Raw genomic sequence first — 22850 nt, forward strand, 5'->3', positions numbered from 1 at the left:
ATCAGGTTCACGCACCTTTTAGGGCAGTGGCGCTTACGCCGGGTATGAGCGATATACCCGACCGGGTTCCGACGACCTGCCCCTCGTGTTCTCCGGACCTCGAGACGGTCCACGAGGTGCTCTCGCCGGGCGGCGGAAGCATCACCGTCCGCTGTAGCGAGTGCAGCCACGTCCACAAGATCCAACCGGAACCGGAGCGCGAAGTCACCCTCGACGTCGTCGTCTCACAGGACGGCGAGTCCTTCACCGCGAACGTCACGACCCCCGAAGACGAGACCATCGAGACGGGCGACGAGTTCATCCTCGAGACCGACGAGGTGCTCTCGACGGTTCGCGTGACCAGCATCGAACTCGACGAGCAGCGCCGGCGCGAGGCCGCGCCGGCCCAGGACGTCGAAACCGTCTGGACGCGCGAAGTCGACAACGTTTCCGTCGACGTCACGGTCCACCCGCAGGACGGCACGCACGACGAGAGTCGAAGCATCACGGTCTACGTCCCCGGCGACTACGAGTTCGAGGTCGGGACGGTCGAGACCTTCGGCGACGACGAGTTCGAGATCGACGCCTTCGTGGTTCGGGACGACGCGACGGGCTACGAGCGCGACCGAAATGAACTCGAGGGCGACGTCGTCCTCGCGAAGGACGCACAGCGCGTCTACGCCTACGACGAGACGACGACCGCCTGGTCGGCGTGGTAACGCGCCATCGCACTTCTCAGGCGTCCGGCCCGATCGTCAGAACGGGAACGGAGGCCGACCTGACGACGCGCTGGGAGACGCTCCCGACGACGTTGTTCTCGTAGTCGTCGCCGCTGGTTCCCATGACGACGAGGTCGATTCCATGTGCATCGGCGTACTCGAGAATGCACTCGGCGGGGTTGCCCGTCTGGATGGCCGTCTCGGTCTCGATGCCGTGATCGGTGGCGTGGGTCGCCGCTCGATCGGCCGCCTCGAGCGCGTTTTCCTCGAGATCGGCGCGAACGCCCTCGACGCGGTCGTCGTCGAGGACCAGAAAGGCCCGATCGTCCACGACCGAAAGCACGTGCAGCGACGCGTTTCGCGTCTCGGCGATGTCGACGGCGTGGTCGGCGACGGTCGCGCTGTGATCGGTGCCGTCGGTGGGAAAGAGAATCGACTCGTACATTAGGTGGACCTCTGGTGCGAGGGGAAAAAGAACTTCCCACTCCGGGCGGCAGTGTCCGTCTCGAGCGGTTCGACGGGACTCGAAGGCCTACTGGCGGTCGGGTTTCCAGCTGAGTTTGACGTCGACGGTCTCGCGCTGTCCGCGGAGCATCGAGGACTGCTCGACGACGTCGATCGAAACGGAGACGTCGTCCGGCGGGTGCAACGTCACCGTCTTGTTTCCGACGCCCACGTCGATATCCTCGCCCCCGCGGTCGAACTCGTCGGCGAGTTCGGCGAGGTATGCGCCGAGTTCCGTTCGTGACATCGTCTGATCGGCCGTCGTTCGTTGGGCCATGCGCCAGCATATGGGATCGACCCCGCAAAAGTATGGGCCGCGAACACGTCGCTAACAACCGATTACAGCCGCCGGTGGCGTCCCGCCGACGATCACCGGCGTCGCACGCGACTGGTCGCCGATCGGAAACGAGAGCGACAGCCGATCAGCGCCGGCGTCGTCGCTTCCGACTCGATCCGGCGCGGAACGAGTGGGTTTTTGGCGACGGGGCGGGTAGCCGGCGACGATGGACGCCGAGGAGGAGCTCACGGTCGGGATCGTCGCCCAGCGAAACAACGACCGAGCGCAGTCGCTGGCGACCCGATTGGTCGACGCGCTCGAGCGCGAGGGCGTCGCGGCGGTCGTCGACGACGAGACGGGCGACGCGCTCGGGAAGCGCTGCGTTCCCGTCGAGCGCATGAACGAGTTCGATTTAGTCGTGAGCATCGGCGGCGACGGGACGTTCCTGTTCGTCGCCCGCGAGGCCGGTAACGCGCCGATCGTCGGCGTCAATCTCGGCGAGGTCGGCTTTCTCAACGCCGTCACCCCGGAGAACGCACTCGAGGCGGTGACGTCGCTGATCGCCGAACGCCGCGCAACCGGCTCGATCGGCGGCCGAGCCGTAAAGCGACTCCGGGCGCGCGGCGAGGGCTGGACGCTCGAGCCGGCGCTCAACGAAGTGGTGGTCCACGGGCCGAAACGCGGGAGCGGGGGCGGCGCAACGATCGAGATCCTCGTCGACGGCCAGCGGTACGCCGAGAGCCATTCGGACGGCGTCCTCGTCGCGACGCCGACCGGGTCGACCGCCTACAACTTGAGCGAAGGGGGCCCGCTGGTGCACCCCGCAGTCGACTCCCTTATCGTCACGCAGATGGCCGCGACCGATCCGATGCCGCCGCTCGTGATCGATCACACGAGCGAACTCACGCTCGCCGTTCGCGACGCCGAGACGGCCTACGCGATCAGCGACGGCCGCAACAGACAGCGACTCGAGCCGCCAGCGTCGGTAACGGTGACCACCGCTGACGACCCCGTGACGCTCGCCGGGCCGCCGGTGAACTTCTTCGAGGCGCTCGAGAAACTCGAATGAGATTCCGCCGGGCGGTGCGGGTGATTTCTCTGAACCGCTGAAAACGAGTTAGGACTGCTCGACGAGCCGTTGGAGGTGATCCGGCGGGAGCGCCCCGCTGGCCGCGGTCCCGTCAGCGACGAACGTCGGAACGCCCGTAATCCGCTGGCGGGAGGCGCGATCGAACGCGTCCTCGAGTTCGGTCCGGAGGCCGTCGTCCTCGGTCGCGGCCCTGATTTCTTCCGGTGGAAGGTCGACGCTCGTCGCGAGGTCCGCGAGAACGTCCGCATCGCCGATGTCGCGCCCGTCAGTCCAGAGCGCGTCGAAGACTGCCCGATCGAACGCCTCCCACCGCTCGGGATACTCGGTCTGGACGTACCACGAGGCCATCTGCGCCGGCAGCGAGTCGACCTCGGTCGCGAGTTCCTGTTCCATCTCGACGTCGTACTCCGCTTGCAGGCGCCTGACGTTCTGTCTCGCCTGCTCGAAGTAGTCGTCGTCCTTGCCGTCATCGGCCGAGTGATCGATCGACCCGTCGGGATTGCGCTTGTCCCGACGGAGGTCGAACGGATGCCACTCGAGTTCGAGCGGTTCCTCGCGGCGCTCGCGATACTGTTCGAGCGACGCCCGCCCGAGGTAACAAAACGGACAGACGTAGTCGGAGTAGACGGTCAACTGGTCCGCTGTCTCGCTCATGGCCGTCCTAACGGACCGTCACGGAAAAGTCGATAGCTCCCGGAAACTCCGGTCACGGGTCGTCCTCGAGCGGGCAGATCGGAGATCGTCCGCGAACCAGTCACAACGAATGCGGTGACGGAGACCGAGTCAGCTATCGTCGGCGTCGGACTCGCTCGTCCCGACGGCGTCGCCGGGCTCTGCGGTATCTTCGGATCCAGTCGACTCGCTCGGCTCGGCCGAGTCGGTCCCCGTCGTCGCCGGCAGGTTCGGGTCCCGCCACGGATTCCTGCCATAGGCCGGAAGTTCGTCCTCGAGTTGCTCCTCGAGGACTCGCCGAAGCCGGTTGAGGCTGGTCGTATCCAGACCGTGTTCGGCCGCGAGCCGTTCGAAGGTCGGTTCGTCGGTGATATCGTGAGCCCGGTACTGACCGAAGAGCTCCTCCATCCGGTCGGGCGATAGCGACGCCGCGTCGACGTCGTCCAGTCCGAAATACGCCTGTCGGTCGCGGTCGACGACGTGGCGGATGACGACCAGTGCGACCGTCGGGATGGCTCGCTGGCTGCCGAACGCCGTCAGGTCGATCTCGTCCATCACGCCGAGCGCGAGGTCGCGCTGCCACGGCGTCACCTCGAGTGCGTTACACAGCGCCTGGGTCGTCCGGAGGCGGTCGAGGCGGTGGGCGCGTTCGGCGTAGCCGGGCGTCGCGCCGTGTTGCTCGTCGTGCAGTCGGCGAACGCGATCCGAGAGCTCCGCCTCGGGTGATTCCGCGCGGCCGATGACAGTCGCACTCGGCGTCACGACGCCCCACTGGCGCACGGACGCGTCTCGCTGCAGCGCCGCTCGAGAGACCGATCCCGCACCTGCGCGGCTCTCGAGGCGGCGTCGCGGCGCGTGCTCTCCGGTCCCGGCTCGCTCGAGGCGCGTTCCGGCGTCACCGTCGTGCATCTCGTTCGTGGCTCATACGTAGAGAGGGAAAAACCCTCGCTCGAATCGGCGAAGCTGTTACCGAAACTGCACGTGACACTGATAGCTTTAGACGGGCGACGGAGATGCGGAGTGCAACCGCTCGCGGACCGATATCGGCGAAAAGCTCCTCGTATCTTTACCTTGTGACGAGAAGCACTTAAAGGATAACCGAGCGGCGAGTACGTTCCCCGCCCCCTTCGGAGTCTCGAGAAGGGAGGTGAGTTTCGAGGTACTCGAAACGATGTATTCACTCGAGGATATCGAGATCAAACACTGTGGCCGACTGCGAGAAAGTACTGGGATCGATCGCGAGAAGTGAACTGCCGTTCGTATCTATACCTTGTGACGAGAAGCACTTAAAGGAATCCGGGTCGGCTCCACGGTGTGGAACGCGTCGTTCTCGAGCCAAATTCGAGTCGGTCCGCATACTCGACCCGCGCGTATTTGTCCCGTGTCCGGCTTTACTCGGTATGGCGCGACTCGATCCCGTCGACCCCGACGAGGTGCCGGCCGAGAAACGATCGCTGCTCGAGACCGCCTCGGACGCAGCCGGCAGCGACGACCACTCGCTCTCGGGCGGACGACTGAACGTCTATCGAACGCTGGCACACAATCTCGCCCTCCTCGAGGGCTTTCGCGACTACCTCTCGACCCTTTGGCACCAGAGCGGGCTAACTCCACACGAGCGAGAGCTCGTCATCCTGACGACCGCGGCACGAACTGACTCGGCCTACGAGTGGCACCAACACGTCCGGATCGCTCTCGACGAAGGCGTCCCGGTCGAAGATATCCTCGCCGTCTCACGCGGTCGCCACGACGCACTCGAGGCGAATCACAGCGTTCTGGTCGAGTACGTCGAGCAGTTCGTCGAGGGGACCGTCGACGACACGACTCACGCACAGCTAACCGATCACTATTCCGACGAGGTCGTCCTCGGCATCGGCGCGCTCGCAGGCAATTATCTCGGCCTCGCACGCGTCCTCGAGGCGCTCGAAGTCGAACCCGAGTCCCCGTTCGTCGGCTGGGACCTCGAGAACCTGTAGCCGGGTCGGCGTCGGTCAGGTGTGATGGCACCCCAGTCCCAACGTAATTTGGCACTACTGCTATACGTCTCGAGTCCCTCACGAAAAACACGGCAGGAAGCCACATCATCATTGCAGTGCTCGAATGCTTTCCTGCCGGCGTATCCCCATCTTCCGTGCGCTACTTCCCTCGAGCGACTGGTTCGTCTGAACGCTCTCGGGTCGATGGCTCGAGTGCTGTCGAAACTGACCAGTGACACCGAACGGCGGCTCTATGTCATCGGTATTGGGCCAGTACTCGAGTGCGCTCTTGACGAGTCATCTGTGAAGTACCTCGAGGACAAGCCCCCAGGCACTCTCACTGTATCTCTGTAGACGAACAGTCGGAATTGTCGTTCTCGGACCGCGTCTTCTGGCGACTCGAGGTTCACATTCGCGGCTCCCGGAATAGTTCGCCTCGAGAAGTGCCGCTTCCTAGATTTGAACCTATTGTGTCCTGACTCACTGGGTGACGGTCACCGTTCCAATCGACCTAGTGTGACCTCCCTTTGACGAACCGTCGACGGTGATTCTGCCCGCCAGTTCGTGCTCACCCGGTTCCTCGAAGGCGTAACTGAACTCGTACTCCGGGCCGCTAGCAACTTGACAGTCTGCGCCACTGTCAACCGTTCCGTCGCGAGTTTCTACCGCTTCGCCGTCGACCAGGAGTGCGGCAGTGAATGACGTCTCAGCACCGAACGTTGCAATACTGAATACCACCGTGACGTCCTCGCCGACAGTCACTGTCTCAGGATCGAACTCAGGCCGCCAAACATCGATGTCTGGTGAATCCAGGTAGTGAGAAACGGTGAGTTTCTCCGAGGCGAGAATCTCCCCATCCGGGCCACGAATCCGTGCACGCTTGTCGCCTGAACTGGGAATCGTCCGTACTTGTCCCGGTCCCTCGCCGAAACCGACCGACCACCTACCGTTATTGGTTTCGAAGGCAACTTCCTCGATCGTTTCGTTCTCGTCGACGATCTCGAGGATTAGTTCCGCGTTGCAGTCCCCTGCTTGTCCCTCTACACTCCCTGACCTGATTTGACCGGTACCACACCCGTATTCCACGGATACGGACGCTCGGGTGATCTCAACAGCATCACAAGAATGAGTTGTAGTCGATGATGAGGAGTCACTCGAATCTTGAGATTGTGACGAGTTCGAGATACAGCCAGCAGAAAGCAGTAGGGCCGAGCCTGTAAACGTCGTGAGGAAAGCGCGCCTTCTCATCAAAAACCTAACCCGTTTATTTCCACATAAGCTTTTTGCCGACGCGGTTCAGAAGCGTTAGCGTACCGCGGCGAGCGAAGTGAGGTGCGATTTCATTCGACGCGACCGATGGGAGTGTCGAGGTGTTTTTACCTGATTTTCCCGACCGAGAGATTCCCGCAGCGAACGTAGCGATCGAGAACCCATCGAAAAGGGATGCCACCCCCCCGGCTTGTGAACTACGCCCGAGAACCTGCTCGCTTCGCTCGCCGTATTGTTCGTTACAAAAATGCCGCCTCTCGGCACGGCATCTTCGAAAGGATGGAACGAGAGAATTAACACTACAGCGGTGGGCGGCAGCTGCTCTGCTGTTCAGAAGATACCCATGAGTCCAGCTACCGTTAAGGATCAGACAGACGCCCATAAGCAAGATTAGAAGTTGACGCGAGCCAACGACCTCTGCTACTTTAGTCATAGCTGGTTAGCCAACACAGTACGGGAGATCTACTCACCCGGTGTTGGACTGGAGGCACCATTTCTTTTGATCGTCTTTCCCGAATCGTAATCATTCATCCAATACCGGTATGCGAGCGTCACGCCGAGGTAGATACAGGTAGTGCCGATCCAGAAGGCGATGAGCGCATTCCCCGACCAGTTCGTCCACTCAACCACAATTGGCCAAGTGTTGCCGAAGCCGTGCAACAGCGCAACGAAGTAGACGTTGTGAGTCAATTCGTAGAAGACCCCAAAAAGAACCGCGGTGAGGGTGGGAGCAAGCGCTGCACTGACGACTCCGCCGAGTGACCTCCCGGCAACTATCGCTGAGGGGGTGTGCATCGCGCCGAACGCGATGGTCGTCGCACCGATCCCGAGAGCAATGTGCAACCGAGTGTCGTCGCCGAGCAAGGCGATCATCTTCGACTGGAAGTGCCCCCGGAACGCGACTTCCTCGACGAGTCCGATGACGAGGAAGTTGAGCAGAATGAATACCAACCACGTCGCCGGCAGGGGCCCATACTGCTGGATTGCGGGGTGTTCGTCGGGGAGATGCCAGATCATACTTACAGCCCAGTCATTCCCGGTAGCGACGGCAAGTCCGATTCCAAGCACATTCATCGCCACCCAGATCCCGCTAAACGCAGCGAGTGCGGTGAAGAGATGCCGGCGTGAGAGACCTAATGCGGTAAATCGAGTCCCGTCAATCTGTAGGAGTATCCAGACGCATCCGAGGATCACAGCGAATTTGCCGAGGTCAGTCGCCAACGTAGCCCACGCCGACAGATTAGTAACCGCCGAATTCAGTGGGACCCAGATCGCAGTCACGAGGGCGAACGCCACAGCGAATCCGACCACTGTCCGCCACCCACCCTGAAACGCGAGCCTGTTCTCGGTCATTGGACTACTTCCTCGGTGTCGTCACGTTCGTGGAGTTCAATCTCGATTGGCTCACCGGGCTTAAGGTTTGTACTGGCGACCAGGTCGGGATTCGGCTTCGAGGCGAGTTCGAACGTATACTCGCTGAGAATCGTTGCGAGAACGGTCTTCATTTCCATACGCGCGAATCGCATGCCGATGCAGTGCCGAGGGCCACCACCGAATGGGAAATGCGCGTACTCCGGGTGATCGGTGTCGCCCGCGAACCGATCCGGACAGAACGCCTTTGGATCGTCCCACCACGCTGGGTCACGGTGGACAGCCCACTGCGGCAAGACGAGGGTCGTACCTTCTGGAATGTGGTACCCCTCCAGTTCCACGTCCCTCGTCGCTTCACGGAAGAACATATACACTGGCGGGTAGAGGCGCAGTGCCTCGTCGATGACTCGTTCAGTCTGTTCGAGTTCCGGGAGGTCCTCGGCGGCCACCGCTTCACCACAGACGGTGTCGATTTCTTCTCGGAGGGCAGCTTGCTCCTCTGGGTGCTGGGCAAGACAGAGTAACGTGTACGTCAGTCCGAGCGCCGTCGTCTCGTGTCCGGCAAAGAGGAACGTGACCATATTGTCACGGAGTTCTTCCTGTGTCAGTTCGCTCGCTTCGAGGAACCCCACGAGGATTGATAGCAGATCATCACCGCGGTTCTCGGGCGGGTGCTGACGACGCTGTTGAGCCAGTTCATCAACAAAGGTCTGGAGGTCGTCGAGTTTCCGTCTGTATCGTCGATTCGTTGGTGTCGGAAGGCGGTCCGGGAGGAAGGACCAGAACCGGCTCGTATCGAACCGGGCGAGGATTGCGTCCGATGCCTCCGAGACAACCGGGTTCTCGGTCACGTCAACACCGAACAGCGTCCGGCCAAGCACGTCCATCGTCGTCTTGGTCATCCAGTGGTTCACGTCAACAACCATCCCGTCACGCCACTGTTCAACCGTCTCTTCCGCAGTGGTACGCATTTCGGGGACGTACGTGTTCAACCTGTTCCGGTAGAAGGCTGGTTGAACCTGTGTCCGTTGGTTCTGCCACTGTTCGCCACCAGTCACGAACAGTCCTTCGCCCATTGCGTCGGCGAGGTTTCGCGTCAACACCTCGCCTTTCTCGAATGCGTCGTGATCGTCGAGGAGCACCTGCTGGACGGCATCAGGATGGGCAATCATGCACGCGTCCGTCCCAAACACTTCGTAACTTGCGACGCGACCGTGCTCGTCGCGTAGCTCTTCGAAAAACGCGAAGATGTCTCTGCTCAGATCGACGGTGTTGCCGATAACTGGGAGTCCACGCGGACCGGGTGGGTAGGTCACATCCGAGCTCATATGAACTCATTTTCGACACTCGGACTCCGGTGTTCTGTCGGACAGGTCCACCCCTTTTTACTATCTCTGAACGACAGTCCCTGCCAATGCGATACCTCCAGTTACAGATTCGCTTCCCGCCCGAGGCGCGACACCCGATGCACCAGTTTCTCGTCGAACAAGACTCGATTCAACGAGCGCACCTACGGCACTGGAACTTCTCGAATCCCGAGTATGTCACCACCTTGCTCCACGTCGTCGGAAACATTGAGAAGGGACATAAGGAGTACCTCGTGGCTCTCGATGGCGTCGAAACCATCCAAGAGTACGACGTGACGCCAGTCAATGACCGCAGTTTCTACGTCTACATTCGAGAGTCTGCACATGGGTTCGCCAGTCGCCTACGTGCTCTCCTCACCGATACTGAACTGCTCATCGTTCCACCAATCGAATACGGCACCGATGGTGAGATGCTCTTCGAGATCGCTGGCGAACAAGAGGCCCTCCAGGGGTTGGTCGCAAATCTCCCCGAACATCTCTCTGTGTCGGTCAACCGCCTCGGGGAATACGACGCGTACAGGGAGTCACAAGTCACAGCGTTGACCGACCGACAAGAAGAGGTGCTTGACGTTGCACGGGACCTCGGGTACTACGAAATCCCGCGCCAAGCGAGCGTTCGAGAAGTTGCCGATGAGGTAGGTTGTTCGAAAAGTACCGCCGCAGACCATCTGCGAAAAGCAGAGGCGCGGCTTGTATCGCTCTACGAAGATCGTTCAACTACGAAATGATGCAGGGTAATTCGGTGTTAGTCGCTACCCTCCGGAGCGGGTGCCTCCTTACCGTCGATGAAGGCGCGAACCTCGGCTATGACGCGATCAAGGGCTTCTGTCGGCCCGCCGTGACCGACGCCTTCGAACTCGACGAACCGGCTGTCCGAGAGGGCTTCGTCAACTGCACGGATGCCGTCTCGAAGGTGGGGCGGGCCCTCGGTTCCGGTCAGTAGGAGTGCTGGTGCGTCGATGTCTAGCGAGTCGGGGAGGCGGTACTGTTCGATGGCGCGGGTGATCCGCGCGATGTTTTCGGTCAGAGCGACGATGTCTGGCCACGGCGGCCACTCTGCGAGCCACTCGTCGAGATCATCGATGTCGCCACCGTGCATAACTTCGCGGATGTAGAACTTCATTGCCTGTCGGCGGTCCCCGTCATCGATTCGCGCCTGCATCTGTGACGCGAGATCGGCTTGTTGTCTATACTCACCGACGAGAACGGCCGGTTCGTACGCGACGAGTTTCTCGACTGGTGCAGTTCGGGCGGTCTCGACCGCCAAGAGACCGCCGAACGAGTGCCCGAATAGAATCGGGGTTTCGTCCACTGCATCGATGACCGCACGGATATCCTCAACTCCGCGGGCAAGGCTGTACTCCTCAGAGTCGCCGCTTTCCCCAACACCGCGTCGATGGGGAATGATGACGGTATAGTCTTCGGCGAACCGAGGAACCACCGGCTTCCAATACTGAGGTGCGGATCCACCGTGAAGGAGGATTAACGGCGGTCCCTCTCCGTGTCGTTCGAACGCGATACTGGTGCCATCTGCTGACGTGACCGTCTGCATTGTACGTCTCTTCGTTCGGGCGGGACTGGGGAACCGCTATCTCTCAACCGTCCGGCCATTTAAGTGGGGCCTGTTCCGGTGCAGAGTGGTTCAATCGGGGAGAGGCGGCCACGTCGTCGCCACCGTCTCCTCGATGAGTTGCGTCTCCGCGCGACGCAACCGCTCAGAGAGCGATGAGGCAGAGATATCCAGCTCTGTAGCGACTTCTTCTAGTGACGCCCGTCGCGGGATGTCGAAATGACCCATCTCGTACGCCGTCCGGAGCGCCTCCTGCTGATGATTGGTTAACCCATCGCCAGGTGGTTTAGACTCCCCATCACGAGTGAGACGATACAATCTGAAATCGGCGTTCTGTTGCCAGAACGCCGAGAACTCGTTGAACGCTTCTCGGTCGGCAAACCACCCGGTTTGTCGCCAGCCGTCCGGTAATACCTCGATCTGCTCGATGATCGCGTCCGCCGTGGCGAGCGCCTCAAGGCCCGCAAGGTCGTTTATCTGACCGCCGAGTTGTTCCTCGAAGCTGAGTGCTGGCATCACTTGGTAACGACGCGTGTCACCGGCCTCTCCGACGAGCGTCCATTCACCGACATCATAGGCGTCGGAAAACGCGTTCGCAACCACTTGGTCGGAACCGTCTGTCACGGTGACGAGAAACAGGGGTCGTTCCCCGTGGTTGAACTGCAGTTCAAGGATCAGCGTCGCCTCGGGCACTGTCGCTGCTACCTCGACGAGCGGAAGCGCGTCGCAGCAGATCTTGAATTCAGCGACAAGCCTCATACGGGATAGTTGATGCCATTGTTAGCGGAGGTGTTGAAGACTCGATGGCGAGGGGAATCTCTTCGAGTATTACTGTGCCACTCTTTGGTATCTCGTATACTCTTCCCGCGATTTATAAATGGTCGAATGACTGAGAGTGCGGCTTAGCCTCGTCGTCCTCGAACACAGAACCACATGGTGACAACACAGTCTATAGAAGGCCCCGAGATAGCGTATGAACGACATGGTGACGGACAGCCACTGATCTTCCTCCACGGCGGGATGGCCCCCCGCCAGTACTGGAATCCGATTCTGCCTCACTTTGAGGAGTATGGGGCTGTGATCCCGCAGCGACCGGGATTCGGCACCTGCCTTGATAACCCAGCAAAGACGAGCGCTGACGAGGTACTGGGCCGTGAGGTACAGTACGTGCGGGCGCTCGCCGATGCCGTTGACGGCGATCCGATCCTGTTCGGCCACTCTTACGGCGCGCTGACGGCAGTTGAGGCCGCGGCGGATGCAGCAGTCGAAGCAGTCCTCGCGTACGAACCGGCGGTCCTCCCCGATAGCTACCGAAAGGAGGCCGATCTCGCTGACCGGATGGCGACGCTCATAGAGGACGGTGAGCGACGAGAGGCAGTGAAACGCTACATCGAACAGGTCCTCCACCCCGACGGGATCGACGACCTCGATGCGTGGTTGGCCGAGTGGCCGGTCTGGCCGGACTGCGTGAAGCTCGCCGAAGAGGTCGTCCGGATGAATCGTGCCGTCGAACAGTACCAGCTACCTGCTGTTCTCGATGTCCAAGCGCCGGTCCTCGTGATGACGGGCACTGGCGGACCAGATTTCCTCCGCGAGAGCGCTCGCGGCGTTCACGAGACGCTACCGCACAGCCGCCTTGTCGAATTCGATAGTGTCAGTCACAGCGGTCCAAGCGAAGCACCGGAACGGATTTCAGCAGAAGCGGAGGCATTTCTTAATGTCTGAGTCACCCGCAATCTCCGGGAAACATCCCGTGTGGAGATACGTCGTTGACGGGATTTCTATTGCCGCAATCCTCCTCACGTGGGTCGTTATCGGGATCGCTTTCGAGTACGGTGTGAGTTCGATTGGTGGGACAGGAGGTCTGTTCGAAACGTCTGGTCCACAGCTAGGTGCAGTTGTTGCACTCACGGGCCTTCTCAACGCCCTTCTGTTCTCGTTGTATCGAGCTATCAGTTACTGGCACAACTACGACTAGGAGTGCAATTGATGATAGCGACAGTAATATCTCGTAATTTCGACTGGGGGATTAACTGCGGAAGTGAAACCGTGTTCTCAGTATGGCTACAGCCCGAGAAATCCTAGTGTCGAGAGCTGCCAACTGAACGCGAGACCCAGCAGTGCCAGTACTGTCTGGTGGATGCGTGTGGTGAGTGACCAGTAGCGGTACCGCCATGCCAGCATGGCACCGACAGTTGTACCGAGCGTGAGGGCACCGATGAGATACGGGAGCGTGAGTGCGATCTGCATCGGTAGCGGTCGCGTGAAGAGCGTGAGGTCGCCGCCGGTCTCCAAGACGAACATGAAGAGCATGACGAACCCAATCGAGACGCTACTCAGGCCGACGCTTGCCGCGCGGGCGAGCCACGACGCGCTCGTCAGTCGGCGTTTAACCCCGTATGTGAACCCGCTTCGCTCGTCGTACTCGTGCTGCTGTTCGGTTCGTTGTTGAGAGACGTGCTGATCTGTCATTCGGAGTCCTCCATGTCGGATCCCTCGTCGGTGCGATACTGCTTCCACTGCCGCCAAGCGCTGTGTCCGCCCCAGCCGACGAGCGAGAGACCGAAGCCCGATAGTGCCGTCCCGAGAACACCTCCGGTGAGGAGTTGGCGTTCGTGGAACGGAACGGGCTGGTAGACGCCGGTCGGTTCGCTGTTTATGTTCAGTACGTCTACCTCGCCATCTGTGACCTCGAAGGCGAGGACATCGTGACCGCCAACCTCCTCGTACACGTACGGTTCAGTCTCAACCCACTGTCGGGCGTCTCCTTCGAGAGTTGTCGTGCGCAGGCGGCCGTTGGCTGCGGGCTCGACGGTCAGGTGTTCGAGCAGATCGACGACTTGTAGCGGCCCGCTCTGCGGAAGATACGTGAGACTGTACTCGCCGGCAACGGTTTCGGCGCGCTCCTGACCGCCCGATCTCGAAGTTGGTGTCGGTGTAGTCGGTGCTTGCTGGAGTTCGTACTCCGCGACGATCTCATCAACGACCGCTTTCGGACCCTCAATCGGGTTGCTGTTGAAGGCGACGAAGATTCCGACATCGTGGTCTGGGGCGAGCAGTAGATAGCTCGTGAAGTTGACCGTCGCACCCGAGTGGCCGATGAGGTTGGCGTCGGGGTCACCGTACTCATGGAACCCGTACCGCCAATTCGTGACTGCCGGGTGACGGACGTGGTGGCGGCTGTGCATCGCCTTGGCGGTGTCCGCGTCAAGGACCCGTCTGTCGCCGACTGCGCCGTCGTCGAGGTGTGCACGCATGAATGTGGCCATATCCGTTGATGTCGCGCTCAGCGAGCCCGCAGGACGCATATTGATGTATACGTCGTCGGCGACCAGGAACGACTCACCGTCGCGGACGTGTGGTGCAGCGATGTCGCCAGGCTGGTCGTCCGGAACTGGCTGGGCGAATGTGCTGTGCGTCATATCGAGCGGCTCGAAGAGTTCCGACTGAACGTACTCCTCGAACGTCGTGTCGTTGGCTTTGGCGACGACGTGGCCGGCGAGCGCTGCACCGTAGTTGGAGTATCCGACAAGCTCACCAGGCGGGCGGATGCGCGAAGGCTGCTGGTCGGTGAGTAACGCCTCCAACGAGTCGAGAGCATCTGGGTCGGCGACAATGTCGGGATCGAGCGTGGATTCGAATCCGGCGGTGTGAGTGCCGAGATGCCGGAGCGTCACCGGATCGTCGTACGTAGCCGAAACTGTGACAGCAGAGTCGCCGAGATACGAGTTGACGTCGGTGTCGAGGTCAAGGACGCCCTGTTCGACACCCTGCATGACGGCGGTGTAAGTCAGGAGCTTGCCGACTGACCCGACTCTAAACACCGTCTCGTCGGCTCGAACCGGAACATCAGTATCAACGTCGGCAGCGCCGTATCCTTTTGTGAGAATGGGTGCGTCTCCCGAGACGATGGCGACAGTAGCTCCGGGAGTCATCGTCCCGATCCGTTCGGCCATCACATCATCGACGAATGCTTCGAGTTCGTCCGCGTCCGTGAATGGGCCCTCGCCTGGCTGTGAGTCGATGCTCTGAGAGTCTGTCGCGGCGCTCGTTCGACCGGTTGCGGTTCCGATAGCGACGAATCCAACGCTGCCGAGACCAGCGAGGAACGACCGTCTCGTGGCTCTATCCGTGCCATCGTCCGTTGTGGAGAGTCGTGGTCGTGTCATTAGTCGGAAGGGCTGTGAGTGAGGTGGTTGCGTTGCTGGGCGGTACGGCCGCGGTTTCGCCAGCGTGTCCACAGGAGTACGATTACGTATCCGGCGAGGATCGCTACGAAGAGCGGAATACCGCGAGATGCGCTCCACAGACCTGTCGCGGTGTGTTCGACTGTGAGCAAGCTCGGGACGCCGGGGGTTTCTGCGGCACCGATGCCGAAGATGTTCATAAGCGCGTAATTCACACCGAGATGCAGGCCCATCGGGAGCGCAAGCTCCTCGGTACGGAGGTACGCAACGCCGAACAGGCCACCGAGTAGTCCGGTCTTCACGACGACAAGTCCGACGTTGGCGTCCGCGACGATTGCCCCAGGAAGGTGGATAAGTGCGAACGCGAGTGTGCTTGCGACCAAGGCGACGCCGGTTGCGACGGGGCGACTGATATCGCGGGCTGTGAGCCCCTCGACCGCGTTCGTGATGAACGAGCCGCGGTAGATAAACTCCTCGTAGAACGCGACGCCGACGAACCCGGCGAAGAAGACGAGCAGCCACCCAAATAGTGCCGCGTCCGGGACGAGTGTCCCGCTGGTCACTCGCAGGGAATCGGTGGAGTGCGCGATGACGACAGTCATCGCAACTATGAGGACTCCGAGTCCGGTGCCGACGACGAACTTCCGCCAACAGTCACCGGACAAACGATAGCCGTACTCGCGGAGTGGACGGTGGTCGAGATACCGCGCAGAGATACCGATGACGCCCAGCATCACGAGGGTGGTCCCGCCGAATGCAACCACCATCATTTCACCGCGGTTCAGGTCGAACGTGAGCGCGGCTACGCCTGTGAGGCGTAACGCGAGGAAGCCAGCAAGGACGGGAATGAGTACCCGCCAGATGGCGCGGACGCGGCCGTGTTGCTGGCCCCAGACGAGCGACCGAAGGCTGGACATTACACTAGACGGCTCTGGTGAATCGCTAGACTCCGGCGACTTTCAACTCTATATCAGGTGCTCGATGCACTACTCTTGGACAATTCTGGCTTCAGTTTCCCCCGAATCTCTGCTGGCGAAACGATTGGACTCATTCACAGTGCCACTATGTAGGTCCAACCCAACGCCCTATGGCGATTCACCAGAGCCCACTAGACATACGTCACCCCCGGCATGGCGGCCGAATTCTGATGTAACGTCTCGTCTGAGTCAGGGTAGCGATGAGTCAGGTGTGGGACGGACATGGTGGTTTCGTGGATTGTGACGTGGTGGTTGTTGCGTCGATGCGTGAGCGAGTGGTGGGTCGTGTGTGCGTTCATTGGATGTTCACCTGGGGGTGGCGTCGATGGTGGTGACGAGACCAAGGAACGCTGTCGTTGCGTTCTCGACCGGGAGCCCGGCTTGTTCGACGGTTTCCAGCGGCTCGTGGTTCAGCCGGCAGCCGTTCTTCTCGTAGTGGGACTCGGCGCGCCAGTCCTGGAGCCAGGCAAGTGGAGCGGCGTCGCTGCGTCTGTGTTCGAGCAGCAGGATCTCGCCGTCGGGGGTGCAGACTCGTTCCATCTCGTGGAGCGCGGCAATCGGGTTGGGGAATGTGCACGTGGAGAACGACGAGATGACGGTATCGAAGCTGTCGTCGGGGAAGTCGAGTGCCTGGGCGTCCATCTGATGGACAGCCCCGTCCAGTTCGAGCCTGTCGAGCTCACTGCGGGCGTGGGCGAGCATCTCGGCGCTGATGTCGATGCCGACGACTTCGCTCGACGATGGAAGGTAGCGGAAATTCCGCCCGGTACCACAGGCGACATCCAGCACTCGGCCGTTCGCGTGCTCGAACTGGCGGCGACGATACCGACCGGCAAAGAGCCGGTCGAGCCGTCGCCACCGTGCGAGTTTGTCGGCGACATCTGCATACGCGTCGGCAATCTCGTCGGCCGATTTCGAGCGCCTTCGTGCTGATTGCTGTTGGTCGATATTCTCGTTGTGTGTTCGATGCTGCTGGCCTGTCGCGTCGTGGGAATTGCTCGATTGCACGTGTTGGACCTCCGTTGACCGCGATTATGGGTCGGACCAGCAACAGCAATAAAACTATTGGGTATTTGATAATTTATCGGATCTGATTCAAAACCCGAGTTGAGTAGGAAACCACGATAATACACCCTTAACGCCGATAATCAGAGAACTCCCCGACCAGCCCCATCGTCTGCTCAACGCCGCTTTCGTAAAGATACTGTCAGGATTGTCGAAACTCACCGCTCTCGCCTCGCACGCGCTCCGTCCGCACCACCATCGCAGCCGAATCAAGATAGAGTCGAACTGCATCGTCCCCATAGCGCAATACGACTTTGTACTCCTCAGGATCAGACGCCGTCTGTTCAGACGTCCAGCGGCCTTCATAGACGTGTTCGTGAAACTCCCAGATACCCCGCGCCGTCACATCGACTCCACGATCCCAATGGAAGGCAATCGACGCCGGGTGGTAGACGACGCTGTAGGTCAACGGGCTGTTGTACTCCCGGAGACACTCCTCACAAGTACTCGTCACCACGAACGAATCAGCATCAGGCAACGGACTTTCGGGCACCGCAACTACGTCGGCAGACAGCTGCGCTCCGCACTCCGGACACATCCCCCGCCGGATCTGCCTGGCATCCTCCGCACTGCGTAACTTGACGCTCTGCACGAGCGACTCGCCGTCCCGCGTCCTGACCTGTGCGGGCGTGATCGGTTGCCCCGTAACCTGTTGCTCACAGGCCGTACAGTCGATGCGGAAAAACTGATGCGAGAGCTTCGCTTCCAGCGCCCCCTCGCCACAGAAGACGCACATTCCATCGACCGGTTCAGGCCCGAACGACTCCGGTTGCTCGTAATTTCCTGACAGGATGAATCGAACGATGCGCTCACCAGCGTGTGAAAGCGAGTACCCATCGTCGCTTTTCCGGAGATAGGCCCCTGTTAGTTCTCCGAGGTGGTACGACAGCTTGGACGTGTTCTCCACATCAACGTGGTCGTAAATCTCGGAAAAGGCAAGTTCAGCAGCCCCTGACCCGACCCCTTCGAGCTCATACTGTGCAACAGCGACAGCGCGAAGAATATCAACCCGTGTGTCGTCAGCGAGAAGGCGAAAAATATCCGTAGCCGAACGATCCTCTGTCATTGTCTTTCGTATTTACTCCCAGTTCAGCAGCGTTATTGAAACCTCTAGTCGCCGTACCCTCGGGTAAGAGATGGCCCTCCGATGGGCACAGCAGTAACTGGGTATCTCTATTAACTACGTAACTCTCTGTCCCGCGGAACTCGTGAGCAGTCTCTTCTCAGCTGGCACGCGGACGATGATCTGCACAGTGACGAAGAAAGTCGCGGGTCAAGTTCGACGAATAGGCCGCGAGAAAATCCCGGAATTCTCGCCCGCACAGCACCGCAGGTATTTGAACTCTGAGTCTAATGCCGCCTCCCGGATTTGAACTTCCGGAAGGCTTCGCTGCGCTCGCCTTCCGTAGCCCCGCTCGCTCCGCTCGCGGGACCGGGGACAGCTCCACTCCACGCTCATGGGGGCGCTTCGGTGAACCCTATGACGAAGAACGAACTCGAACCCATCTCACCTGTTGAGGCGAAGGAGATGTACCTCGACGCGCGGAAGAACGAGGTCTCGCAAAGTACGCTCGACGGCTACCACTATCGGCTCAAGCACTTCATCCGATGGTGCAAGGACGTCGAGGGAATTGAGAACATAAACTCCCTCTCCGGTCGGGACTTGCAGAGGTACAAGACTTGGAGAAGGGATGACGGCGATTTGAAGCCAATCTCGCTTGAGGGTCAACTCGACGCCCTCCGGATTTTCATTCGCTGGTGTGGGTCCATCGATGCAGTCGAGACGGACCTCCATGAGAAGTTCGAGGCTCTGATGCCGAGTCTCGATAAGAACGATGAGCAGAGCGAGAGCATCCTCGATACCGACCAAGCGAAGGCGCTCATCGAATACCAGCGGAAGTTCGAGTACGCCTCTCGACCCCACGTCATCATGGAGATTCTATGGCATACTGGAATTCGACTGGGGGCCTTGCACGCGCTGGATATCGATGACTACGACGAGGAGAACGAGCGACTGATTATCCGGCATCGTCCGGAGGCCGAAACTCCTCTCAAGAACGGGAAGGAAGGGGAGCGAATCATCGCTCTGAACGCCGAAGTCTGCCGGGCTATCGAAGACTGGCAGGATAATCACCGCCACGAAGTCGAGGATGACTATGGCCGGGAGCCGCTTCTCACGAGCCGGAACGGGAGGATGAATCGGTCAAGCATTCGGGATGCAGTCTACATGGTGACTCGGCCTTGCTACTACGCTGACTGCCCGAAAGGACGCGACCCTGATGACTGTGAAGCCGCTGAATACGGAGGATATAGCAAGTGCCCGGTCAACGTCTCCCCTCACGATATCCGGCGAGGCTCAATTACCCACTTCCTGACCGAGGATGTGCCGGAAAAGGTCGTCTCAGATAGGATGAACGTGGGGCAGGACGTTCTGGATAAGCACTACGACAAACGAGATGAGGAGGTGAAGGTGGAACAGAGACGCGACTACATCAACGGAATCTAAACGGCCTCACCTTACATTTTCTCGGCGTAAGAAATATGACGACATGATGAGCAGTAGTAGCATATCGTATGGAAATCACAATTACGCTTGACCATGGACCTCTGAATGCGGAATTCGCCGGAGAGGATAGAGAGGAGATAGAGGAGAGTCTCGTCGGCTTCGTGGAATTCCTCGAAGAGAACGGACAGTTATTTGATGAGGTTGAATTCGAAGCCGAACCGCAAATAGAGGAAGAGCAATCTGGTATCGACGACTGGAATCAGGGGTCCAACGATGCGTCTTCCCCTCCCGATGAATCAGTAGCGTCTTCAGCCGAGGATAGCCCCCTATCCTCTATTGCTCAAAGAGTGGGGACATCTATCGATGAATTGGAGGAGTTGGTCTATGTCTCCGTTGAGGATGACGAACTCCCGATGGTATTGGTTGATGATGTGGAGCGCTTGGGTGACAGCGTGGTTGAAAGGCAACGGAATACTGCATTGCTACTTCTCCTTATCTGGAACAAGTGCTACGGTAAGGAGAAGATGAAAACTTCTGACATCAAGAACGTCTTCTCGATGATGGATATCTCTACAAGTAATACGTACCGGGCATGGGAGAAGAGTTATTTCAAACAGAAAGGACAAGGTTCGTCAGCAACCATCCAACTTCGAGGACCTGGTGAAAGGGAAGCGTATTCCCTTTTGAGAGACTTGCTCGAAGACGACTCTGAGTAATGGAGTTCGACAGATTTTTGGAACATTTCGAGGACGGCGCAGGACAGAAGGAGCAGGTCGGATTGGTCATATATTATTTTGAGACCGAACAGGCGCAAGACGAAGTAACTCAGGGAGATGTTAAAGAATTGATTCAGCGTTCCCGGTCTTCTATCTCTTCCTCAAGCATTTCGACGTACTTTTCGAGATTGAGAGGAAGCGACTGGATTACTGACACGGAGAACGATGGATATCGATTAACCCACTTCGGAGAGGAAGAAGTCGAGACCCGGTTAGATGATGAGGCCCTCGATAACCCCCGAGGTGAAGAGGACCTTTTCCTCGATATAGATGGGTTTGAGAACGGCGATGACCGCTATGAGCGGCTGGTAGCGGATATAAATGAGGCCTATCGATATCGTCTCTATGATGCTACCATGGTCCTCACCCGGAAGTTCTTCGAGGACATGGTCTTTCAGATTCTCAAGACTCACTATGCAGGAGAAGATAACGAGATGTTCTATGACCAAGAGAACAACCGCCACTATTCCTTCGATGACCTCCTTACGAATCTCCGGGAAGGCGTACCGACTCTTCGACAGTACGCACGGGAATTAGAGCGTTCTACAGTCGATGATTTGCGGGACCTCAAGGAGGAGGGGAACTCTGGCGCACACGCCATTCGAGTCGACTTTACCGATGAGGAAATTGAAGACTGGAGTGGTGACGCTACGAGAATTGCCGAGATTCTTTATGAGGTTCTACGTGGTGCGCGGATTGCGGATGAATATGATGAGTAGCCCGATTGCTGAGGGAGCGCCTCTCTTCCCTCGCTCTTCTCGCTCCTCCTCGCCACTCAGAGGCGATTCGGCTTTGCTGGTAACAGGAATATCGGATTTGTATAAGCACCGCAGAGGAGAGCGCTGAGTGACTAATAGAAGCGGAACCACTTCCGGATTTAATTACGGACGGTTTCCGTCGCTCTGAACCACTCTTCAGAAGTTTCGACTAGTCCCTCTGCATTTTCCTTCCAGTCACCTTCCGAGTTCTCCGTTTCCTCATCAAGATAGTAGAGATATCCTCCAACGTCGTCCGGGTTCTTTTTTCGCCAATCGAAGATGTCTTTGACTTCAAATTCCTTCTCAATCCGTTCTCGGTTATCTCTCAAAACGCGCTCCTCATCCTGAGAGAGCCCCGGAATCAGTACGTCAATCCGGAGACTACGAAGCATTTCCTTGACCTCAATCTCCTCACCAACTAGATTATCCAATGCAATGGAAATTACGTCCTCAGGAGGACTTGAGGTTTCGAAGAACTTGATTCCTTCAATAGCCCCTTCAAGATATTCTGGATTCTTGGCCGACTCAAGAAGCTCGTTTTCAGACTGAGGGTAGTATGGGCGAGTGTTCGAAGTTTCAATAACTGCTACAAAGTGGCCCTCTGGAATGAGACTCTCTAATGCCCTGTTATAGAAGTCCTCTGCATCCGAGTACTCCTTCTCAGTAAATATGGTATGTTTAGTGAGATAGAGTGGTTCCTGACCTTCGAATTTCGGTTTACTGTATGAGTATTGTTTCCCTTTCGTTGCAACGTGGTACTGGAACTTCCTTTCTATCTGGTTTTTGAATTGGTCTGTTGATTTCTCTCCGTGCCAATTTTGGGAGAATACAGTGAAACCCTTCTCAGTAGAATGCTCGCGAAGGATTCGCTCCTCTTCCTCCCTAATTACTTGTAGAATATTTCTCCCTGCTGCAGCGGTGTTGAGTTCTCCCTGCCGAACTATCTGGATTACCTTTGAGCGCAATCGTTCTTGCTCTGACTTCTCCTCGACATCATAATCAGGATAGTCTAAGAACGGGAGAAACGTGTGGACAAAATCTCGATAGACCTTCTCTGGCTCATCTGGCTCTCCTGTAAAGAGGGATTTTCTATCCGTTCTGTTCCCTTCTCGGATTGCAAGATTCAGCGTCTCAAATGTAGAGAGGAATCGAAGCTCATGTTTGCTGGGGGAACCGAATTCAAATTCACCCATTTCTCGGCGTAATCGCTGGCGGAGGTCGGCTCTTGACTCCCCATTCCATGAACCCCTTCTATCCGTCAGTCGAACTTGCTCTCTAGCCAAAACCATACAGAGGAATGTTTTCTCTCGCTTTCGCACCACCTCAGAGCCCCCTACTGCATTTTCTGGCACTGGAAGGTCTTCGTTTACCGAGGGGAAATCCTGAAATAGATATGATGACGCAAAGGGGTAGACTTCGTGCTTGACTGGCTCGACTTGCTCAATTATCTCCGAGGCCAGCTCTTCTTTTTCCTGAGCAAATCCCTCATTGAGAAGTTCGAGTTCATCGATTACTATTTCCTCGAAGTCATTGAGCATGGAGACAACCGCATTCCGCTCCTGAACCTCATCTACTAGATAGGTTTCTCGACCCTGCTGGAAATTATGAAGGAGGCCACTCAGAAGATACTTATTTGCGGCAAAGCCGTACGCACTTTTCAGACCGGCCCAAGTGGCCCTTAGTTGGTCGTACGACATTTGATAGTATATCGTTAGTCTGTCGTATCTTCAATCTCACGCTATTCTGAGTTCGCAATGGACATTTTCTCCTTCTCTGAAATCGATTCTCGC

Annotated in this window: 25 protein-coding genes; 9 read left to right on the forward strand and 16 right to left on the reverse strand. The window is 58.5% G+C overall.

Annotated features, from left to right (window positions below):
- The first annotated feature begins 44 nt into the window (after positions 1-44).
- Positions 45-698, forward strand: a complete 654-nt coding sequence (locus tag BM348_RS08515; RefSeq protein WP_092903983.1) for an HVO_0476 family zinc finger protein — start codon at positions 45-47, stop codon at positions 696-698.
- Between the two features lie 16 nt (positions 699-714).
- Here the strand turns inward: BM348_RS08515 and BM348_RS08520 are convergent, their stop codons facing one another.
- The 3 genes from BM348_RS08520 to BM348_RS20610 form a co-directional block, all read right to left on the reverse strand.
- Positions 715-1143 (reverse strand): universal stress protein, encoded by a 429-nt coding sequence (locus BM348_RS08520; protein WP_092903985.1) that lies wholly within the window; start codon positions 1141-1143, stop codon positions 715-717.
- Between the two features lie 87 nt (positions 1144-1230).
- Entirely contained in the window at positions 1231-1479 is a 249-nt protein-coding gene (locus BM348_RS08525) for an amphi-Trp domain-containing protein (protein WP_092903988.1), read from the reverse strand.
- 51 nt (positions 1480-1530) lie between these two features.
- Complete coding sequence (locus tag BM348_RS20610) at positions 1531-1728, reverse strand: hypothetical protein (RefSeq protein ID WP_139231165.1); 198 nt, start codon at positions 1726-1728, stop codon at positions 1531-1533.
- On the opposite strand from BM348_RS20610, the gene BM348_RS08530 reads away from it, so the two are divergent.
- A complete protein-coding gene (locus BM348_RS08530) occupies positions 1706-2548 on the forward strand; it encodes an NAD(+)/NADH kinase (protein WP_092903991.1) in 843 nt (280 codons plus the stop codon). The genes BM348_RS20610 and BM348_RS08530 overlap by 23 nt on opposite strands.
- Positions 2549-2596: 48 nt before the next feature.
- On the opposite strand, the gene BM348_RS08535 is transcribed toward BM348_RS08530, so the two are convergent.
- Positions 2597-3223: a DsbA family oxidoreductase gene (locus BM348_RS08535; protein WP_092903993.1), complete on the reverse strand. Its 627-nt coding sequence runs from the start codon at positions 3221-3223 to the stop codon at positions 2597-2599.
- A gap of 129 nt (positions 3224-3352) precedes the next feature.
- A complete protein-coding gene (locus tag BM348_RS08540) occupies positions 3353-4150 on the reverse strand; it encodes a DNA-directed RNA polymerase subunit epsilon (RefSeq protein WP_092903995.1) in 798 nt (265 codons plus the stop codon).
- A 491-nt stretch (positions 4151-4641) separates the two neighbouring features.
- On the opposite strand from BM348_RS08540, the gene BM348_RS08545 reads away from it, so the two are divergent.
- A complete protein-coding gene (locus BM348_RS08545) occupies positions 4642-5214 on the forward strand; it encodes a carboxymuconolactone decarboxylase family protein (protein ID WP_092903997.1) in 573 nt (190 codons plus the stop codon).
- Positions 5215-5694: 480 nt separating this feature from the next.
- On the opposite strand, the gene BM348_RS08550 is transcribed toward BM348_RS08545, so the two are convergent.
- The 3 genes from BM348_RS08550 to BM348_RS08560 all read right to left on the reverse strand — a co-directional run bounded on the left by BM348_RS08550 (position 5695) and on the right by BM348_RS08560 (position 9182).
- Positions 5695-6300 (reverse strand): hypothetical protein, encoded by a 606-nt coding sequence (locus BM348_RS08550; protein ID WP_245779420.1) that lies wholly within the window; start codon positions 6298-6300, stop codon positions 5695-5697.
- A 645-nt stretch (positions 6301-6945) separates the two neighbouring features.
- A complete protein-coding gene (locus BM348_RS08555; protein WP_092903999.1) occupies positions 6946-7836 on the reverse strand; it encodes a CPBP family intramembrane glutamic endopeptidase in 891 nt (296 codons plus the stop codon).
- Positions 7833-9182 carry a cytochrome P450 gene (locus tag BM348_RS08560; RefSeq protein ID WP_092904002.1) on the reverse strand — a complete coding sequence of 450 codons (1350 nt, stop codon included), beginning with the start codon at positions 9180-9182 and terminating at the stop codon, positions 7833-7835. The genes BM348_RS08555 and BM348_RS08560 overlap by 4 nt, the downstream gene beginning before the upstream one ends.
- Positions 9183-9268: 86 nt before the next feature.
- On the opposite strand from BM348_RS08560, the gene BM348_RS08565 reads away from it, so the two are divergent.
- On the forward strand, positions 9269-9949 hold the full coding sequence (locus BM348_RS08565) for a helix-turn-helix domain-containing protein (RefSeq protein ID WP_092904005.1): 681 nt from the start codon (positions 9269-9271) through the stop codon (positions 9947-9949).
- 17 nt (positions 9950-9966) lie between these two features.
- Here BM348_RS08565 and BM348_RS08570 read toward each other — a convergent pair whose 3' ends face one another.
- Complete coding sequence (locus BM348_RS08570; protein WP_092904007.1) at positions 9967-10773, reverse strand: alpha/beta fold hydrolase; 807 nt, start codon at positions 10771-10773, stop codon at positions 9967-9969.
- 90 nt (positions 10774-10863) lie between these two features.
- Positions 10864-11550 (reverse strand): helix-turn-helix domain-containing protein, encoded by a 687-nt coding sequence (locus BM348_RS08575; RefSeq protein WP_092904009.1) that lies wholly within the window; start codon positions 11548-11550, stop codon positions 10864-10866.
- A gap of 174 nt (positions 11551-11724) precedes the next feature.
- Here BM348_RS08575 and BM348_RS08580 point away from each other — a divergent pair, with 174 nt between their 5' ends.
- Together BM348_RS08580 and BM348_RS08585 are read left to right on the forward strand one after the other, a co-directional pair.
- Positions 11725-12516 carry an alpha/beta fold hydrolase gene (locus tag BM348_RS08580; protein ID WP_092904011.1) on the forward strand — a complete coding sequence of 264 codons (792 nt, stop codon included), beginning with the start codon at positions 11725-11727 and terminating at the stop codon, positions 12514-12516.
- Positions 12509-12769, forward strand: coding sequence for a hypothetical protein (locus tag BM348_RS08585; RefSeq protein WP_092904013.1), 261 nt, complete (start codon positions 12509-12511; stop codon positions 12767-12769). Before BM348_RS08580 ends, BM348_RS08585 begins: the two co-directional genes overlap by 8 nt.
- An 86-nt stretch (positions 12770-12855) precedes the next feature.
- Here the strand turns inward: BM348_RS08585 and BM348_RS08590 are convergent, their stop codons facing one another.
- From BM348_RS08590 to BM348_RS08610, 5 genes are all read right to left on the reverse strand, one after another.
- Complete coding sequence (locus BM348_RS08590) at positions 12856-13263, reverse strand: hypothetical protein (protein ID WP_092904015.1); 408 nt, start codon at positions 13261-13263, stop codon at positions 12856-12858.
- Positions 13260-14960, reverse strand: coding sequence for a serine hydrolase domain-containing protein (locus tag BM348_RS08595; protein WP_092904017.1), 1701 nt, complete (start codon positions 14958-14960; stop codon positions 13260-13262). The genes BM348_RS08590 and BM348_RS08595 overlap by 4 nt, the downstream gene beginning before the upstream one ends.
- Positions 14960-15895 (reverse strand): CPBP family intramembrane glutamic endopeptidase, encoded by a 936-nt coding sequence (locus tag BM348_RS08600; protein ID WP_092904019.1) that lies wholly within the window; start codon positions 15893-15895, stop codon positions 14960-14962. The genes BM348_RS08595 and BM348_RS08600 overlap by 1 nt, the downstream gene beginning before the upstream one ends.
- 366 nt (positions 15896-16261) lie before the next feature.
- Positions 16262-16963 carry a class I SAM-dependent methyltransferase gene (locus BM348_RS08605; protein ID WP_342714160.1) on the reverse strand — a complete coding sequence of 234 codons (702 nt, stop codon included), beginning with the start codon at positions 16961-16963 and terminating at the stop codon, positions 16262-16264.
- 199 nt (positions 16964-17162) lie between these two features.
- Entirely contained in the window at positions 17163-18086 is a 924-nt protein-coding gene (locus BM348_RS08610; RefSeq protein WP_092904021.1) for a winged helix-turn-helix domain-containing protein, read from the reverse strand.
- Between the two features lie 414 nt (positions 18087-18500).
- Between BM348_RS08610 and BM348_RS08615 the strand changes: the two genes are divergently transcribed.
- The 3 genes from BM348_RS08615 (at position 18501) to BM348_RS08625 (ending at position 21021) form a co-directional block, all read left to right on the forward strand.
- Complete coding sequence (locus BM348_RS08615; protein ID WP_092904023.1) at positions 18501-19526, forward strand: tyrosine-type recombinase/integrase; 1026 nt, start codon at positions 18501-18503, stop codon at positions 19524-19526.
- 68 nt (positions 19527-19594) lie between these two features.
- A complete protein-coding gene (locus tag BM348_RS08620; RefSeq protein ID WP_092904025.1) occupies positions 19595-20242 on the forward strand; it encodes a hypothetical protein in 648 nt (215 codons plus the stop codon).
- Complete coding sequence (locus BM348_RS08625; protein ID WP_092904027.1) at positions 20242-21021, forward strand: hypothetical protein; 780 nt, start codon at positions 20242-20244, stop codon at positions 21019-21021. Before BM348_RS08620 ends, BM348_RS08625 begins: the two co-directional genes overlap by 1 nt.
- A 158-nt stretch (positions 21022-21179) precedes the next feature.
- Here BM348_RS08625 and BM348_RS08630 read toward each other — a convergent pair whose 3' ends face one another.
- Entirely contained in the window at positions 21180-22757 is a 1578-nt protein-coding gene (locus BM348_RS08630; RefSeq protein ID WP_092904029.1) for a hypothetical protein, read from the reverse strand.
- Between the last annotated feature and the right edge of the window lie 93 nt (positions 22758-22850).

Source organism: Halostagnicola kamekurae (assembly GCF_900116205.1).
Lineage (GTDB): Archaea > Halobacteriota > Halobacteria > Halobacteriales > Natrialbaceae > Halostagnicola > Halostagnicola kamekurae.